This window comes from Mucilaginibacter sp. (assembly GCF_041660805.1).
In the GTDB taxonomy this organism is placed as follows: Bacteria; Bacteroidota; Bacteroidia; order Sphingobacteriales; family Sphingobacteriaceae; genus Mucilaginibacter.
In genome coordinates this window covers 191,439-208,156 of record NZ_JBAZVP010000004.1, presented here as the reverse complement: position 1 = coordinate 208,156, position 16,718 = coordinate 191,439, and the positions used below count along the sequence as shown (strand labels likewise).

The 16,718-nt window shown below is 42.2% G+C and carries 15 protein-coding genes; 9 read left to right on the top strand and 6 right to left on the bottom strand.

What is annotated here, in order from left to right:
- From WC743_RS08065 to WC743_RS08055, 3 genes are all read left to right on the top strand, one after another.
- Positions 1-1,707 carry a RagB/SusD family nutrient uptake outer membrane protein gene (locus tag WC743_RS08065; RefSeq protein ID WP_373011395.1) on the top strand — a complete coding sequence of 569 codons (1,707 nt, stop codon included), beginning with the start codon at positions 1-3 and terminating at the stop codon, positions 1,705-1,707.
- A 184-nt stretch (positions 1,708-1,891) separates the two neighbouring features.
- On the top strand, positions 1,892-3,454 hold the full coding sequence (locus tag WC743_RS08060) for a glycoside hydrolase family 172 protein (RefSeq protein WP_373011394.1): 1,563 nt from the start codon (positions 1,892-1,894) through the stop codon (positions 3,452-3,454).
- A complete protein-coding gene (locus WC743_RS08055; protein ID WP_373011393.1) occupies positions 3,451-5,103 on the top strand; it encodes a glycoside hydrolase family 32 protein in 1,653 nt (550 codons plus the stop codon). Before WC743_RS08060 ends, WC743_RS08055 begins: the two co-directional genes overlap by 4 nt.
- 317 nt (positions 5,104-5,420) lie before the next feature.
- Here WC743_RS08055 and WC743_RS08050 read toward each other — a convergent pair whose 3' ends face one another.
- A complete protein-coding gene (locus WC743_RS08050; protein ID WP_373011392.1) occupies positions 5,421-5,771 on the bottom strand; it encodes a winged helix-turn-helix transcriptional regulator in 351 nt (116 codons plus the stop codon).
- 110 nt (positions 5,772-5,881) lie between these two features.
- Here WC743_RS08050 and WC743_RS08045 point away from each other — a divergent pair, with 110 nt between their 5' ends.
- The 5 genes from WC743_RS08045 to WC743_RS08025 all read left to right on the top strand — a co-directional run bounded on the left by WC743_RS08045 (position 5,882) and on the right by WC743_RS08025 (position 10,021).
- Positions 5,882-6,634, top strand: coding sequence for an SDR family NAD(P)-dependent oxidoreductase (locus WC743_RS08045; protein WP_373011391.1), 753 nt, complete (start codon positions 5,882-5,884; stop codon positions 6,632-6,634).
- Between the two features lie 64 nt (positions 6,635-6,698).
- Positions 6,699-7,322, top strand: a complete 624-nt coding sequence (locus WC743_RS08040; RefSeq protein WP_373011390.1) for an NADPH-dependent F420 reductase — start codon at positions 6,699-6,701, stop codon at positions 7,320-7,322.
- Positions 7,323-7,514: 192 nt separating this feature from the next.
- On the top strand, positions 7,515-7,937 hold the full coding sequence (locus WC743_RS08035; RefSeq protein ID WP_373011389.1) for a nuclear transport factor 2 family protein: 423 nt from the start codon (positions 7,515-7,517) through the stop codon (positions 7,935-7,937).
- 300 nt (positions 7,938-8,237) lie between these two features.
- Entirely contained in the window at positions 8,238-8,825 is a 588-nt protein-coding gene (locus WC743_RS08030) for a Crp/Fnr family transcriptional regulator (RefSeq protein WP_373011388.1), read from the top strand.
- Positions 8,826-9,262: 437 nt separating this feature from the next.
- Complete coding sequence (locus tag WC743_RS08025; RefSeq protein WP_373011387.1) at positions 9,263-10,021, top strand: SDR family NAD(P)-dependent oxidoreductase; 759 nt, start codon at positions 9,263-9,265, stop codon at positions 10,019-10,021.
- 297 nt (positions 10,022-10,318) lie between these two features.
- Here WC743_RS08025 and WC743_RS08020 read toward each other — a convergent pair whose 3' ends face one another.
- The 3 genes from WC743_RS08020 to WC743_RS08010 are packed head-to-tail and all read right to left on the bottom strand — an operon-like array spanning position 10,319 to position 11,614.
- A complete protein-coding gene (locus WC743_RS08020; protein ID WP_373011386.1) occupies positions 10,319-10,759 on the bottom strand; it encodes a VOC family protein in 441 nt (146 codons plus the stop codon).
- Positions 10,760-10,805: 46 nt separating this feature from the next.
- Positions 10,806-11,297 (bottom strand): SRPBCC domain-containing protein, encoded by a 492-nt coding sequence (locus WC743_RS08015; RefSeq protein WP_373011385.1) that lies wholly within the window; start codon positions 11,295-11,297, stop codon positions 10,806-10,808.
- Positions 11,294-11,614 (bottom strand): ArsR/SmtB family transcription factor, encoded by a 321-nt coding sequence (locus WC743_RS08010; RefSeq protein WP_373011384.1) that lies wholly within the window; start codon positions 11,612-11,614, stop codon positions 11,294-11,296. The genes WC743_RS08015 and WC743_RS08010 overlap by 4 nt, the downstream gene beginning before the upstream one ends.
- A 249-nt stretch (positions 11,615-11,863) precedes the next feature.
- On the opposite strand from WC743_RS08010, the gene WC743_RS08005 reads away from it, so the two are divergent.
- Positions 11,864-12,565, top strand: a complete 702-nt coding sequence (locus WC743_RS08005; RefSeq protein ID WP_373011383.1) for a hypothetical protein — start codon at positions 11,864-11,866, stop codon at positions 12,563-12,565.
- Here the strand turns inward: WC743_RS08005 and WC743_RS08000 are convergent.
- Together WC743_RS08000 and WC743_RS07995 are read right to left on the bottom strand one after the other, a co-directional pair.
- The gene (locus WC743_RS08000; RefSeq protein ID WP_373011382.1) at positions 12,527-14,848 is read right to left on the bottom strand and encodes an alpha-L-rhamnosidase C-terminal domain-containing protein; all 2,322 of its coding nucleotides are present in this window, start codon (positions 14,846-14,848) and stop codon (positions 12,527-12,529) included. The two genes, WC743_RS08005 and WC743_RS08000, sit on opposite strands and share 39 nt — an antisense overlap.
- Positions 14,826-16,709: an FAD-dependent oxidoreductase gene (locus WC743_RS07995; RefSeq protein WP_373011381.1), complete on the bottom strand. Its 1,884-nt coding sequence runs from the start codon at positions 16,707-16,709 to the stop codon at positions 14,826-14,828. The genes WC743_RS08000 and WC743_RS07995 overlap by 23 nt, the downstream gene beginning before the upstream one ends.
- Between the last annotated feature and the right edge of the window lie 9 nt (positions 16,710-16,718).

The following is a 16,718-nucleotide window of genomic DNA, read 5'->3' as shown; positions in this document are numbered from 1 at the left end:
ATGAAAAAGAAAATATTATTATCAGTGGTGATTGCCGGCCTATTATCATTCGGCGCATGTAAAAAAGCACTTGATTATACGCCAACAGGAGTTGTTTCAGCTGATGACCTCAAGACACCTGCCGCTGTTGATGGTTTGGTAACCGCCGCTTATGCCGCGATAGGAAACGGAGACATGATCGGTCATATTTATAGTAATTGGGTATATGGCAGCGTAAGGTCAGACGATGCTTACAAGGGAGGCGGAGGAACAGGTGACCAGGGATGGGTGGACGATATGGAACATTACAATACAGTAAGGCCTACGATGGATGCCTTCGTGCCCAGAACATGGAAAAACCTTTTTAAATCGATTTCCAGGGCCAATGTAGCGCTCAGGGCGGTCAATGCATTAACGGACGCCGAATACCCTAATAAAAAGATCAGGACGGCTGAACTGCGTTTTTTGCGGGCCCATAGTTACTTTACCATGAAGCGGCTTTACAAAAACATCCCGATCTTTGATGAGAACGCTACTGAGGATGAGATAGCAAAAACTTCAAACACTCTTTCAAATGACGAGGCGTGGAACAAAATCGCGGAAGACTTTCAATTTGCCGTAGAGAATTTGCCAACCACTCAGGCCGAGTTGGGAAGGGCAAATAAATTGTCAGCGCAAGCCTATTTGGCAAAGGTTAGGTTGTACCAGGCTTATGAGCAGGATGATAAACACCAGGTAACCAATATTAATCAAACCAGGTTGCAGGAAGTGATAGCGCTCACACAAGCTGTTATTTCATCAGGAAAATATTCACTTAGCCCGGATATAGCTGACAATTTTTTAGCCGAAACAGAGAATGGGCCGGAATCGATATTTGCCATTCAGTTTACAATAAACGATGGTACAGCGGTAGGAAGGCTTAGCTTTGAAGACGGAACTACTTATCCGAGCGGTGCACCGCAGTACGGTTGCTGCGGTTTTCATGCTCCCAGTCAAAATATGGTGAATGCCTTCACTACAAACGCCTCTGGCTTGCCAAATTTCGACTCGTTCAATAATAGCATTGCCGATCTGGTAAATGGCACCTTCGATGTCAGGTTAGACCATACCGTGGGTATTGAAGGGCACCCTTACAAATACGACAACACCAAACCCTTTAGCAACAGTTGGGTGCGCGACCCCGGAGTTTACGGTAATTTCCATGCTATGAGAGAAGAGCAGTTATCTACCAGCGGATCTTACTATAAATTAGGGCCATTCATGGGTACCGCTAAAAATTATGATGTGCTCAGGTATGACGATATTTTGCTGATGCAGGCAGAAGCCTATATTGAAACCGGACAGCATGTAAAAGCGCTGCCGCTTATCAATCAAATAAGGGAGCGGGCTGCACAAAGCACCGGCCGTTTAAAGAAAGCAGATGGGACATTCCCAACAAAATATAATGTCAAACCTTATTCAGCAGCAGATTGGACGCCAGATTATGCAAGAAAAGCTTTACAATGGGAAAGGCGCCTGGAGTTTGCAACAGAGGGCTCCCGCTTTTTCGATCTGGTTAGATGGGGCATAGCCGAAAAGACATTGAACGCCTATCTTGCTGTTGAAAAGAACAGGCGCACCTTTTTAGCAACTGCAAAGTTTACCGCCGGCAGGGATGAATATCTACCAATACCCCAAGCAGAAATTACCTTTACAAACGGTTTATATAAACAAAACCCGGGCTATTAACCAACATATTTTATAACCTGCGGTAATCTTTATTGCACTTTGTGCTGATAGAATTACTGCAGTTTCAAAAATCCGGAATATTTTGGGCCTGTTTAAACCGGATATATACAATTCCAGAAAAGGTATATTACAGCATTGATTTATGTAAAAGAAACGCGGACTGATGAACAATTACCATTCAAAAATGAAGAAGCTTAATTTAATTTACTGTTTACTACTTTGCGCGTTTACCTGCCAGGCACAGCCAAAAGTAACGCTCACAACGCTGCTAAAAGAACTTACAGATCCGGCCTCGGTAGCCCGTTTACCAAATCCATCTTACGTTTTAAAGCAGGTAAGTAGTTACGACAGACATTCCGTTTCATCGGGACAGCCCGGTTGGTTCGCCAACGAGGATCATACCAATTTCCTCAGAACCGAGACCATTGACGGCCGCAAAGAATATGTGATGATGGATGAAAATGGCCCTGGGGCGATAGTGCGTTTTTGGGAAACCACCTTTAAGCGGCCGGGAACGCTGCGAATATACTTTGATCATGAAAAAACGACCCGGGTAGTTATCCCTGGATACGACCTGATGAAATTTCCTTTTCCTTTGGGCAAAGGCCTTCTTGCGCCTCACTCAAGTTATGAAGCAGTAGCCAAAGGTGGAAGCACCTTGTACCTGCCGCTACCTTATAATAAACATTGTAAGGTGACCTGGGAGGACCCTGAACAAAACATTACGGAGAAAAGATATTATCAGATAAACTTTCGCCGGTATAAGCCGGGTACTGATGTAGAAACTTTTAGTGCTCAATTATTTGAATCCAACAAAAAACTGATAGTAAATACCGATGCAATTTTGCTAAATCCGCCTTTGAATGATGCCGGGAAAAACAAAACCTCAATTCTGACTGTGAAAAGTGGTTCTGATGTTCAACTCTCGCTGCCCAATGGCAGCAACGCTATTACCTGCATAGAACTAAAACTCAACGGCGCTGGCAGCTTTAGCGACAAAACTTTGAGGTCGGTTTTTTTAGTGGCGGAGTTTGATGGCGAACGCACGGTTTACTGCCCGGTAAGTGACTTTTTTGGCAGCGGTGCAGGTAATAATGCGGTAAATAGCTGGTACCGTACTGTAGTTCCCAAAGATAAAATGATAGCCCGCTGGTTTATGCCTTATCAGCATAAAGGTTCAATCTCGATAGTGAATAAAAGCGATACCACATTAGATGCTACGGTAATTTTGTCAACCAAACCATGGAAGTGGACGTCGGAAAATCTTTATTTTCATGCTGACTGGCGTCCGGAAAACAATGTTACTATTAAACGAACAGAAGAAGATAAACCTATTGAATGGGATTTAAATATTATACGGGGCCAGGGAATATTTGTAGGGGAGACATTATCTGTTAACAATCATATGCATAAATGGTATGGCGAAGGAGACCAGAAACTCTGGGTAGATAATGAAACTTTTCCGTCTGAATACGGTACCGGACTGGAAGATTATTACAATACCTCCTGGGCGCCTGTTGTATTGTATCAAAGCCCGTTTGCCAATGCTATCCGGGCTGATAACGAAGATTCCTTTGGTGAAAATACGTTTACGAGAACACGAAACCTAGACGTGGTGCCGTTCAACAAACACTTCAGGTACAATGTTGAAATGCTTGGCTGGGCTAATGGCACCGCCGATTTCGCAGCTACAACCTATTGGTACGGAAAAAAAACATCAAAAACCTTAATCGTTCAAAAACCATGATGAAAATCCAATTAAAAGCAATCATAGCAGCATATTTTCTGCTGAGCATTTCAATACCGCTACTGGCGGCTGATATCAATATCAAAATAACCAAACGGTACCTTAATCTCCCTATATCTCAGGTGCAAGCCAGAGGGACAATGCAATTTAAAATAGGGGGTAAGCAGGAGCGGTCTTTCAAGATCAGGCTGGCTAACAACGAACCACAATACTGGGTGTTTTGTGATATGATCACCTTAAAAGGCAAAACCATCAATATTAGTTATGATGGCGATGGTGCCGGCCTCAGCAAAATTTACCAGGATGATAAAATTGCAGGTCAGGACTCCATGTACAAAGAAAAAAATCGGCCGCAGTTTCATTTTACCACTCGTCGCGGATGGATAAATGATCCCAACGGGTTAATTTTTTATGAGGGGGAATATCATCTTTTTTATCAGCATAACCCGTATGAGAAGGAGTGGGAAAATATGTCATGGGGGCATGCAGTGAGTAAAGATATGATTCGCTGGGAAGAGCTACCGACAGCTTTGAGCCCGGATAATTTGGGTACCATGTTCTCTGGTTCGGCAGTAATTGATTATGATAATACCGCGGGTTTCAATAAAGGCAATATCCCGGCCATGATTGCTACCTATACTGTTGATTCTGATGAGAAACAAGTGCAATGTATGGCCTATAGTTTAGACAAGGGCCGTACCTGGACAAAGTACAGTAAAAATCCACTCATTGATTCGAAAGCCAAATGGAACAGCAAAGACACCAGGGATCCGCGTGTATTTTGGTATAAGCCTGGCAAGCACTGGGTATTGGTGTTGAATGAGCGCGACGGGCATTCCATTTACAACTCTACGAACCTGAAAGACTGGACATTTAAAAGCCATACTAGCGGTTTTTGGGAATGCCCCGATCTGTTTGAGCTGCCTGTTGATGGCGATAAGGGCAAGACTAAGTGGGTGATGTACGGTGCATCAGACACGTACATGATCGGATCGTTTGATGGTAAAAAGTTCACGCCTGAGTCGGGCAAGTACTATTTTACTACCGGAACCATTTATGCGGCGCAAACTTTTACTAACATCCCGCAAAGCGACGGGCGCAGGATACAAATAGGTTGGGCACGCCTCTCGCACCCTGGCATGCCCTTTAACGGCATGATGCTGCTGCCTACCGAGCTGACATTAAAAACAACTAAGGATGGAATAAGGTTGTTTAGTATACCTGTTAAAGAAACCGAACAACTATTTGGCAAGGTAAACCAGTGGAGCAGCCTCAAAGAAAACGATGCGAATGATAAATTAAAAGATTATAATAATTACGACCGCCTGCGTATAAAAACAACCATTAAGCTTTCGCACGCAACCAGCGCGGGACTTAATTTGTTTGGGCAGCACATTCTTGATTATGATATGAACGCCAATCTCATTAACGGCACCTTTTATTCACCGGAGGATATGACCAGCATGGAACTTACAGCAGATATTTATATAGACCGCACATCAATAGAAGTGTTTATTGATGGTGGCGCTTACTCATACTCGATGGAAAGAAAACCGGGCGGAAAAAACACGGAAGGATTCCATTTCTGGGGCAATAATATCGATATTAAAAACCTGGAAGTTTATTCTGTGAAGTCTATATGGGAGTAATCGTCTTTATGCGTACATATAAATGCAGGTTGTCCGTAAGGATCGGTATCTAATACACGGTCTGTATGAACAATTCTTGTGCTGTCTTCAAAGAAAGCATTACCCGGTGTATTGCACTGGGGCTGATACGAGGTTGTTGGCAGCAATGGTAGGACGACACCCAACAAAGAGCGAACATTATTTCCCGGTAATTTTCTTTCGGTGTACAATCCCCCAATCTGTAAGATTGCTGATTATGGTTTACAGCGTATTGCTATGTCACGTAAGTTCATATTGAATCGTTATGGGTTGTGTATCCCTATCTGGCATAATTTACGCTACTTATAATCAGGCTCTTCGAGTATTGGAACTATTTCATATTTTGAATTCCATTCTTTTATGTATTCTAAAATTGGCAAAAATGCTAAGCCTTTTTCAGACAACTTATATTCTACCCTTGGTGGTAATTCCTTATAGGCCAATCTTTCCAATAGTCCATCTTCTTCCAACTCTTTTAACTGTTCGGTTAGTACTTTCCTTGAAATATGTGGTATTATGGCATCTAACTGACCAAAACGAATGGTACGGGTGCCAATTACATTTATAATTATCGGTTTCCATTTATTACTAATAGTGCCAATAGCTCTCGTAAATGGGCAATTCGAATTGCAAAACCTGTCGTCCCTCATATTTTTTAAATTTTGTAGTTACCTAATAGTAACCAAAATACACTATCAATAGTTACAAAGATAAACTATTGATGGTATCTTTGCGAAACAAATTTAAATATAAATTAAAAATGAATAGATTAAAAAATAAAGTTGCAGTTATTACGGGTGGTAATAGCGGCATTGGATTTGGCATTGCCCAGGAATTTAAAAATGAAGGTGCTAAAGGAGTTATTGTCGGCAGAAACCAGGAAACTTTAGATCGTGCTGTGGCCCAGCTTGGCGATAATTTCATAGCTATGAATGCCGATGTAACCAACCTTGACGATTTGGAAAGAGTGTTTAAAGCAACATCTGAAAAATTTGGTAAAATAGACGCGCTTGTAGCTAATGCGGGCGGTGGAGCTGTAGGAACTGTGGCAACTCTTGGCGAAGCCGACTTTGACAAGACAATTGATTTAAACCTGAAAAGTGTTTACTTCACTGTTCATAAAGCACTGCCTTATTTAAATGATGGTAGCTCTATTATTTTGATCGGGTCAAATGCAGCACATCGGGCATATCCGAATTTTACGCTTTATGGTGCTGCAAAAGCGGCTGTGATCCATTTTGCAAAAGGATTTTCAAGCGACCTTTTAGATAGAAAAATCAGGGCAAATGTAATAACACCAGGTACAACAGATACACCGGCATTTGAAAAGTTTGTTCCCGCAGAACAAATTGAAGGTATAAAAAAACACTTTGCAAGTGAAATGCCGATAGGCAGAATCGGCCAACCATCTGACATTGGTAAAACGGCGGTTTTCCTGGCCTCTGATGATTCTTCATTCATGCTTGGTGCTGAACTCCTTGTTGATGGTGGTATGACCTACCTGTCTAAATAATTAACCTTACACTGGCACGAGTTTATAATTCGTGCCACATTAACTAGTTAAAATAATTTTCAAAATGAGTAAATTAAAAAACACAGCAGCGAGCTACGCAATTATCGGCTTCGGCAATATCGGCCGGGCTTTGGCTAAGGCGTTTGCCCGCACAGGCATAGAAGTATCCGTTGCAACCAGGCACGATCCGGAAAGCTTTGCATCCGATGCGGCCGCGATCGGGCCCGGGATCATTCCCACAACACTGGCGGAAGCCGTCAAGGCGGACGTTATCTTTTTGGCTGTCCGTTTCGAGTCGCACCCGAATGTCGCGAAAGTGCTGCCCACCTGGCAGGGGAAGACCATCGTTGATGTGACCAATGCCTACGGCGTGTCCACCGATGAGCTGAGAGGACAGTCTTCCGCCAGGTTCGTGGCGCAGGCCTTCACAGGTGGAAAACTGGTCAAGGGTTTCAACCATTTGATCGCAGCTGTCCTTGAACAAGATCCTGCCGTACATGGTGGCAGGAGAGTCGTGTTCCTGGCGAGCGACGATGACGGGGCTGCGTCGGAGATCGCTGCGCTTGCAGAAAATCTCGGTTTCGCACCGATCAAACTTGGCGGGCTTTCGGAAGGCGGACTGCTTGTGCAGGCGCACGGAAATAGCTGGGGTCAACTGATTTTTAAGGACCTGGTCAAGTTCGACTGATGAATCTTGAACATAAATTTCCATGCGATCATGCCTCACAAACGAACTGAACAACAGTTTGATTAAAACGAGGGAGACGCCGACTGTGGTGCAGCCAAAGCGGGCGTCATGCCGCCTGGATCACAGGATAGGGAATTCAGTTTCGGATGGGATGTGTAGTTTTTAAATTTATAACATTTATAATCTAATAAAATGAAAAACGAAGTAACACAAGAGAGTCTCCAGGTTGTAAAGGATTTTTTTGGGGCACTGGGCGGCGATAAGGAAGAACTGCTGGCGCTGGTTGCCGAAGATATTGAATGGATCATTCCGGGCGAGGACTGGCCGCTGGCCGGCACGCACCGCGGGCACGCGGGATTGGCGGATCTGCTTCAGAAGGCCTCTGACGAGGTGGAAACGACCTACCCGAAGCCCCCTGAATTCGTGGCGCAGGGAGAACGGGTTTTCGTCATCGGCGTTGCAACTGGAAAAATCAAAGCTACAAATAAGATGTTTAAAGACGATTGGGTCTTCGACATCACGGTTCGAAACGGCAAACTGATGATTATCCGGGAGTATATTGACACACAAGCACTGGCGCGGGCCTCCGAGATGCCCGCGAGTACCAAGCCCTAACGAGCGAATCGTCCGGTTTGTTAAACTCATGCTCAAAACATGAAAGACGACTGGGAGGAGGTGTTAGTTTGCGTAGGTTTCAGACATACGCACTAAAATAATTGCTTTAACAGTATAATCTTCTTTCAGATCCCTGTTTTCTTCGGCAAGCAGGGATCTTTTGTTACTTCAATTAGCTTTGCCAAAAGAGAATGTGATTATGTAGCATTGAAAATATCCTGCAGGCGATACACATGAATATTTTTTTTAGTCTTTTATCAGGCAGCTTGAGTAAATTGCGAATAATTACATACTTGAACGATGTCCAATTTCGAAGCGTTTTTCAATTACATTCAAGAAATATCAGGCAAATTGCTTTCAGAGGATGATAAGCATTTGTTGATGGCACATTTCAAACCCAAAAAACTTCGAAAGCGGCAATACTTTTTACAGGAAGGAGACGTATGTAAATATATAGGGTTTATTGTAAAAGGATCTGCCAGGACCTTTACGGTAGATGAAAAAGGGCATGAACATATACTGAAATTGTCTTTGGAAAACTGGTGGCTGGCCGATTTTGAAAGCTTTTATCTTTTAACGCCAAGCCGCTTTAATATTGAAGCGCTCGAGGATCTGGAGGTTCTGCAATCAACCAATGCTCAAATTGAGGAGTTTCTCAAGCACATACCTGCCTTTGCAGCGATGTCGAACGTAATCAGTCAAAATTACACTATTGCAAACCAGAAAAGAATGCAGGCCGCCATGAGCTACACGGCTGAAGAGCGTTACGAGGATTTGATCAACAACTATCCACAATTTCTAAAGCGGTTCCCACAAAACATGATCGCTTCTTATCTGGGTTTATCCCCGGAAACTTTGAGCAGGATAAGAAAAAACTCTTTTAAATAGCTCTTATACAAAGATGAAATTCGGTATCAAATAAAATATTAGGTTAGTTTTTTACCCGAACAGGAACATCTCATAACATGCCCGCAAACAACACGCTTTAATATAGCTTTTCCACAAAGCGGCCGGCTTTTCAATTGCCGCTTCAGAAACCCCCATCGATATAGATTTCTGAATGCAAAAAGTGTTCAACAATGCAAAATATGCCGTCGTAATCTTTCTGGCTTTCTGCTTCCTGGTTTTTCCCCGCTATCGTAAGTTGCTTTTCTACAATTAGTTACCCGATTAACTTGATTTAGGTCAAGACCATGAGTTAACCTAAATCAAAGGTACTTAATGATTCATGTCAATAAATAATCCGTCACGGGTCTGCATCTTTGGATATCCTTCAGAACGGAAAATTCACCTGAAGAATTCGACTATATTAACAGATAAAAATAATGAGTAAATTAAAAAACAAGGTAGCGGTAGTTACCGGTGCGGCAAAAGGAATAGGCGCATCTATCGCCAAACATTTTGCGGCAGAAGGCGCAAAGGTAGTTGTAAATTATGCATCAAGTAAAGAAGGAGCAGATAGCGTGGTTAAGGAGATAACCGACAAAGGAGGCATAGCCATTGCGGTACAGGCCGATGTATCGAATGAAGCCGATGTGATCAGGCTGTTTGAAGAAACACAAAAGGCTTTCGGCACGTTGGATATTTTGGTAAACAACGCGGTCTTTCAGCAATTTTTGCCTATTGATCAGGCAACGGTTGAGGCTTTTCATCAGCATTTCAACGTTAATGTTTTGGGCCCTGTACTTACTATCAGGGCATCTCTGAAAGCTTTTGGCGATAAGGGCGGCAATATCATCAACATCAGTTCGGGTGCAAGCAAATCGCCGATGGCGGGAGTCTCTTTGTACTCTGCAACTAAAGCAGCATTAGATGCCATAACGATCTCTTTGTCGAAAGAACTGGGTGCACAAAACGTTCGTATCAATTCTATTTTACCGGGCGCTACGGAAACAGAAGGTGCAACTAGTGCGGGCGTCACTCCGGGCAGTGAGTACGAAAAAATGTTTGTTGCCAATACACCGCTAGGCCGCAGAGGTCAGCCCGAAGATATCGCGAAAGCTGCCGTTTTTCTTGCTTCCGATGATGCAGCCTGGATAACAGGGGAGCAAATTTCCGTTTCGGGTGGTATGTATGGTTTTTAAGATCATAAACTCAAAACAAATGAAAGACAATGGGACGGAATTATTGGTTGACGGTGGTTTCACTGGTCACCAGAACAATGCGATTTATTGCATATTTTAGGTTGGCCTAAAAACAAAAAACGCCTTAAATGCATCATTTAAGGCGTTTTTGAATAATTTAAGATATACTTGGCGGAGAGGGAGAGATTCGAATCGAACACCTGATGCTACCCTAAATTCAATCTTTACGAGCAAATGGTTAGCTTAACTTTATGACATTGGACCCGGCACCAGATAAGGGGCCGCTTTTTTCTTCGGTTAAATTTGCCCGTTATAATTGGGGTCAAATTCCACAATCCATTCAATGCCATATTTATCCCTAAACATCCCGGCGTAGGTACCCCAGGGACCGTCGCCAATGGGGCCTTCAATATCCCCACCTGCCGATAATCCGTTAAATATTTGGTCGGCCTCTTCCTTACTTTCGGCACTAACAACTATTTTCGACCTGTTCTCGCTTTCGTTTACCCGCCCCATAAACTCGGGAACATCGTTGGCCATCAATACATTGTGTTTGCCAATAGGTAAAGCAATGTGCATTACTTTGTTAGCCTCATTTTCCGCCACCGGAAATTCAGCGCTTGCCAGGTCCTTGAAACGAATGACCTTTGCGAACTCGCCGCCAAAAACTAATCTGTAAAAAGTGAATGCTTCTTCGGCATTGCCGTTGAAGTTGATCCAGGGGTTAATTGTTCTCATAATTTTTAATTCTTAAAAGTGATTGTAAATTTTCTTTTTATGTTTTCTACGATAAGGTGGCCAACAGTTCTTCCAAGTTTTTTAAGGTCATGGCGAAGCCTATTTTGAAGCCCTCTAATAATTTCTCCAATCGCTCAAACGATTCATTAAAAATGGTAATGTCTACTTTGGTTATGCCATTTTGCTCGCTGAAATTGTAATCCCATTCAGAACCCGGCAGTTCACGGTTTTCGTCTTTATCTGCAAACGCGTTGTACATCTTAAAATTGGTTTTCGGGGTAATGGATGTAAATTCCTGCACCGCCCAACGCTCCTGCCCGTCGGGGCTTATCATCGCGTAAAATCGCCGCCCGCCTACTTCAAAATTCATATACTTGGTTTTGGCGCGCATAGGTGCGGGTGCCCCCCATTGGTCCAGTAGTTCGGCTTTGGTAAAGGCATCCCATACTAAAGACTGTCCAGCATTAAATTCCCTGGTTATATAAACCGTTTTCGCTGCTTTGTCAACATTAAAATCAAATAGCAAATCGTTGTTCATTTTTTCTGTTCTTTAATTGTTGATAATAATTGGTCAAGTTGGTTAAATTGAGTTTCCCAGTTTTGCCTGAATTGGGCTAACCAATGGTCAAACTCCTGCATTTTTTTCGCATTAAAGTGATAATAGATCTCCCTGCCGCTCTGCTCAGGTTTAATCAATTCGCATTCGTGCAATACTTTAATATGTTTTGATACTGCTTGGCGGGTCATATCAAATTTTTCCGCCATTGCATTTGGTGTTAATGCCTGGATAGCGATTAACGTTAAAATAGCCCTGCGTGTTGGGTCTGATATGGCCTGGAATATATCTTGTTTCATTCTTGATTGTTATTTGCGCAACCTTCAGGTTGCAAATATATATGCAACTTTTGAGTTGCGCAAATATATTTGCATTTTTTTTCGAGGTATAATGACGGAAGGTTTAGTGGTAATTGTGGTATTCGTTACTGTCGATGCAGTTTATTTAACTAAACACACGATGGAAACATAAGCCATCTTGTGTTGTTGACTTTTAATCAGTGCTAAAAATCAAGGGTGAAGTTTGTCCGCATGTAAAAATTAATGAATATGAATGCTGAAACAGTAAAATATCTCGAACGTTTTTCGCCGATAGCACAAATTATTGAGTTTACCGCACTTGAAAAAGGCGTGACGGCTACTTTACCGCAATATTGGGCAGGGGCTTTTAGCACCCCCGAATTTGAGGCCCGTAAGGCTATATTATTAAATGAATGGGCTAAGTATCCGTACCAGTTGCGGTTGACCACTAAATTTCTGAAAAATAATTTGTTTGATATCGACCTCATCAGCAGGGGCGGCGAAATATCGATGCTGTATTCCATTAAAAACCTTGCAGGCAAATCCGTGTACTACAATGGCCTCAATCCTAAAAATCGGGTACTTACGCCAAAATTGGAAGCTGTATGGGGTTTACTGCCCGAGGCGGTTACAACGTTATATGAAAACTTGCACAACGGCTGGTTTCATTATTCATCGCACGCCACGGGGTATTCAAGTACAGAGGATATGATTTTCTGGGCGATTTGGAATGGGGGATCCTTGATGAAATTGATGAAGGATCCGTTACCGTTTAAGCTGGAAGATTGCGTGTCGTTATTCCAAAACGGCGGTGGTGGTTATGTATGTTTCAACCTAAAGGAGAAAGATAAAAAGAAAAGTTTCATTTGGTGGAAAGAAGAAGAGCCCGAACTGAATGAAGAACTATGCCCCTTAATTGATGAGTGGACAGTTATAGGCCTGGAAGAGTAAATAAGTCACCTCCCATTCGTGATTGCCAGAACCAACATTATTAATCTTCCAAAATTTCCCCTCAGAAATTGCTTTGATCTCAATACCGTTCTGCGTTATCACACTTCGAGAATTTTTACGAGGCAAATAGATAATGCTACTCATATTTGCGGGAAGGTCAATTTTCAATTTGAACTTTTGGGTTGTATTCTCAAATTTCACAACAATATGCCCGCGCAATGTTAAGTAGTTAAGTGAGGCTGCACCTAACGTATCAGGTTGCGGTTTAATTTGTACAGTCTCAAATGCAGCCGTGAGCGGCTCTACCCCCATTAATTTTCTTACAATAATATTTGCCGGGGCGGCCCCCCAAGCATGGTTCCAATCCTGATTCGGCTTATACTTCATATCCCAGGCTTCTGTAGTTATGGTTGAGCCGGAACGTATCATATTATACCAGCTCCGGGTACCTGTCGATGTTAATAGTTTTAGGGCATCTTTTGATTCGCACGCGTTATACAGCGCATCCAGTAAAAATTGCGAACCATAAACACTGCAGGCCATTCCTCTTGAGCGCATATATGACAGAACGGTTCCCTGATATTTCTCTGGAACCAAACCAAAAGCTAACGCGAACATATTAGCATGTAACGAGGAATGTACTATTCCTTCTCCATCACTTATAACACCTCTTTTTTTATCAATAAATACAGTCTGAAAAGACTTTTTTACCTTTTGTGCACGCTCTTTATAAAAAGCAGCATCCTGTTTCTCATCTAAAGCATATGCCAATGCCGCCATGACTTGTAAAGCCTGATAATGATATGCATTTACTACTGAGTTATAATTACCGAAAACAAATCCATCGGTCTCACCAGACTCATTTTTTCCTAATCCTAAAACTCCTTTCTGCGGCCAGTCAACAATATCCTTTAATTCTGTATTCCCGTTAAATGTATCAAAGTGTATCGACCTTATAAAATCAGATGATTGTTTTCCCGTTTTGGTGCTAATAAGGCCGTCTTTTCTCGCCAAGGCAAGCAATAACTTTGCTTTTAATTCGGGGTACAGCAACTTTACTGTACGGATATCGCCCGAATACAGATAATCATTCCACGCGATTAGCAGATTTTGCAATGACCATTCGCTTGGCCAGGTTGCATGATATATCAAATAGCTCAGTGACCGCTTTGCCATATTGTATTCTGCATCGGAAGCATAGTGTGAGAGTTGATTAATCAAAACATCCGCCTCGTAAGGTATACGTTCACGATCACCATCTACATAATAGCCGGTGAAGGATGTTGCTTTCATTGAATATTTTGAAAGTTCCCATACTTTATTGAGTACTGTATCTGAGCTTGTAAAAGTTGTTGATTCCTCATCAAATGGGTAAGAGATAGCGTATCGGTTAAGGTTCTTAATAATTACTGAATTAGATGAATTCATCAATTCAATGTATCGGAAAGGGAATACCTCGCCAATATAATCGGGCATTTGTATTGCTTTAGGCCCGGTATTCCTCTCATCCGGAGTAAATTTCAATTCATAGGTATGTGTACCCTGCTGCAAAGCAACCGGTATAAATCGGTATCTTACACTTCCATTTGGATGTGATTCGACATGGCCATCTGGTTGACAGGCTTCCCCAACACTGATGAATGCAGTATCTCTGCCAGAGGGTGTATAAGCTGTAAAATGCAGTTGCGCAAACGCGTCCTTTCCGAAGTCGTAAACTACGTTCCGATTGGTTAAGTGCTTTTCCGAAATAGGTAATTGCTCCGATTTGATCAATGGATAGTATGCCGTTTCATAATCCGAAATTTTTGCTGCCGTTTGAAAGGCTTTTACATCTGAATATAAGCTGGTACCTCCTGTATTATCCCAAATTCTTACTTTCCAATAATAAATGCGGTTTTGAACTAAAGGAGTTCCCTTAAATACATTGGTACTTTGATTGCCTGAAACTTTTCCTGAATCCCATATGTCTCCCACACCGGCATCTGTTTTTTCCTTTGAGGAAGAAAGTAAAATCTGATAAGCTGTCTGTATGCTATTCGGGGAGGCGGAATTCACTACCCAGCTAAACGAGGGGTGAGTACTCCGGATATATGCAATTTGATATAGGTGCTTTGAAAGCTTTGCTTCTTCCAATGTTAGGCTCGTTAAAAAGCCATTATCCCACACTTTATCCGTATAAAGCAATAGATCTACACGAGTGGATGAAGGTGCTTGCGGTAAACCAGCGTTTACTCTAAAGCAAATGAATAAAAGTGTCAGACTAATTAAGATATTTTTTTTCATAGATTTTTAAAAGGAGGTCTTTTCTTGATAGCTTAGCAAATGCATCATTTATTTTTAAACCTGACAGCTTTTTCCATGAAATTAAAGTTTCCTTACTCACCGGATCATTTAGCCGGGCTTCCCAGTTTGGCAGGTATCCTAATAAACCCATATATTGAATCATTTTAAAATCAGGGTTTTCTGTGTTCACATCCTTGTAGTAAATTAAAGTGACCTTTTGATTTAACAATTCATTTTGGATAGCCTTACAATTAAGATGTTGCATTTTAACCTTTGTTTGGATAGCCTGAGATGCGGCAACCCCAGCCGCTTGCCCCATCGCCATCCAGCAAGGCTCCATTCGAAGCGTCGAAAAGCCGATATGGCTACCAGAAACCGGTACAGGCATAAGTAAATTATCTATTTTCTTCGGAATCAATACGCCTATGGGTACAGTGTAAACTTCGGACGGATAGCTTACAAAACCATCCAGGTGTACACGTCCAGGCTCTCTTTTTCTCACTGCATGTGAATCCAGTGCATAATGGCTGGCGGTAATACTTTGTCTATGAATAGGAGGCCGCCCGTTTGGGATTTCCGTAGTTGCATCATGTGAGGTAAAGAAATACATCCCTTCAAGACGCCGGCCTTCCCGCACATAAACTTGCCTGGGGAAATGATCGTTATCTATATACTCATCTTTCGCATACCCCCATTGCAAAGCTGCGTTACGAAAAGAAACAGGCAATTCCGTATCATTTTGAGCAAAATACAATAAGCCCCGTGTGTAATCTCTCAATCGTTTTGCAAATGAATCGCGCCAGCTCCAGCCAGATGTAGGCCAGGGCCAGTTTTCTTCCGGAAGATCGGTGGAAATGAATGCCTGATGTTGATTATTCGCATCTGCTTTTTCATTTGGCAAGGTAACCATACTCACAATTTTTGGCATTCCCCACCCACTACCGGGCAAATTTGTCTGTTCGCCATTTATAACCCGCTTTCTGTTTTCTTCCTGCATTTCCGGAGTAATATTTTGCATAGCCACTCCGGCATAACGGCCGGTCAGTACGTCGTCTATTAATGAAATATATTCTTGCCGATTATAATTAGCTGGTTTGGTAACCTGAATTCTATTTAAAGGATAATTAGTAAGGCATAAACGATAGTTATAAGCCTGAACTGCATTATCCCCCTGAAAGGTGCTTCCATCGCCCTCTGGCCCAGACCAATATTTATATACGCGGCCGGCTCCTGGCTCATTAAATTCTTCTTTGCCTTCCCGTCCGGTACGAAACGGGACTTTTGCTGCTGCACCCAGGTCTCCTTCGTAAGTAGCATCAATAAAAACTGAACCTGCGAATTCTTCTATCTGATTATTCAAACGATTTACAACTCTAATATTGATGATATGATTATTTAATACCGTGACATTTTTATCCTCGGCATCAAACTGTCGCATTTTTAGTATGGTGATTTTGCTTTTATAATCAGCCAGCATTTGTTCAAATATCAATTCAGCTACCGAGGATTCAAAATGATATCCGTCACTACAACTCTCAGCCTGTTTTGAGTTTAAGCCATACTTGTCTATATAATATTTTTTTATCCTTTCAACAAATTCTGTAAAGAGGCCAGTAGTAGCCCCCCTGGTTGCAATATCAGTTGCACCCAGGCCATTTGCCGGAAGCCCTCCTATATGATTGGTTCGTTCTAAAATAACGGAACTTTTACCCAATCTGGCCGCTGATATTGCAGCCATAATCCCGCCTGGGTTACCTCCTACAATAACCAGATCATAGTTGGCATAACTAAGATCATAGTTGGCATAACTAACGGAACATAGACCAATAAAAGCCGTAATTAAACTTATAAAAAATTTCATTTTTTGTTT

Excerpts from the sequence above, each read along its gene's own strand:
- WC743_RS08065 (WP_373011395.1), top strand. The coding sequence starts at position 1 with ATGAAAAAGAAAATATTATTATCAGTGGTGATTGCCGGCCTATTATCA.
- WC743_RS08060 (WP_373011394.1), top strand. The coding sequence starts at position 1,892 with ATGAAGAAGCTTAATTTAATTTACTGTTTACTACTTTGCGCGTTTACC.
- WC743_RS08055 (WP_373011393.1), top strand. The coding sequence starts at position 3,451 with ATGATGAAAATCCAATTAAAAGCAATCATAGCAGCATATTTTCTGCTG.
- WC743_RS08050 (WP_373011392.1), bottom strand. The coding sequence starts at position 5,771 with ATGAGGGACGACAGGTTTTGCAATTCGAATTGCCCATTTACGAGAGCT.
- WC743_RS08045 (WP_373011391.1), top strand. The coding sequence starts at position 5,882 with ATGAATAGATTAAAAAATAAAGTTGCAGTTATTACGGGTGGTAATAGC.
- WC743_RS08040 (WP_373011390.1), top strand. The coding sequence starts at position 6,699 with ATGAGTAAATTAAAAAACACAGCAGCGAGCTACGCAATTATCGGCTTC.
- WC743_RS08035 (WP_373011389.1), top strand. The coding sequence starts at position 7,515 with ATGAAAAACGAAGTAACACAAGAGAGTCTCCAGGTTGTAAAGGATTTT.
- WC743_RS08030 (WP_373011388.1), top strand. The coding sequence starts at position 8,238 with ATGTCCAATTTCGAAGCGTTTTTCAATTACATTCAAGAAATATCAGGC.
- WC743_RS08025 (WP_373011387.1), top strand. The coding sequence starts at position 9,263 with ATGAGTAAATTAAAAAACAAGGTAGCGGTAGTTACCGGTGCGGCAAAA.
- WC743_RS08020 (WP_373011386.1), bottom strand. The coding sequence starts at position 10,759 with ATGAGAACAATTAACCCCTGGATCAACTTCAACGGCAATGCCGAAGAA.
- WC743_RS08015 (WP_373011385.1), bottom strand. The coding sequence starts at position 11,297 with ATGAACAACGATTTGCTATTTGATTTTAATGTTGACAAAGCAGCGAAA.
- WC743_RS08010 (WP_373011384.1), bottom strand. The coding sequence starts at position 11,614 with ATGAAACAAGATATATTCCAGGCCATATCAGACCCAACACGCAGGGCT.
- WC743_RS08005 (WP_373011383.1), top strand. The coding sequence starts at position 11,864 with ATGAATGCTGAAACAGTAAAATATCTCGAACGTTTTTCGCCGATAGCA.
- WC743_RS08000 (WP_373011382.1), bottom strand. The coding sequence starts at position 14,848 with ATGAAAAAAAATATCTTAATTAGTCTGACACTTTTATTCATTTGCTTT.
- WC743_RS07995 (WP_373011381.1), bottom strand. The coding sequence starts at position 16,709 with ATGAAATTTTTTATAAGTTTAATTACGGCTTTTATTGGTCTATGTTCC.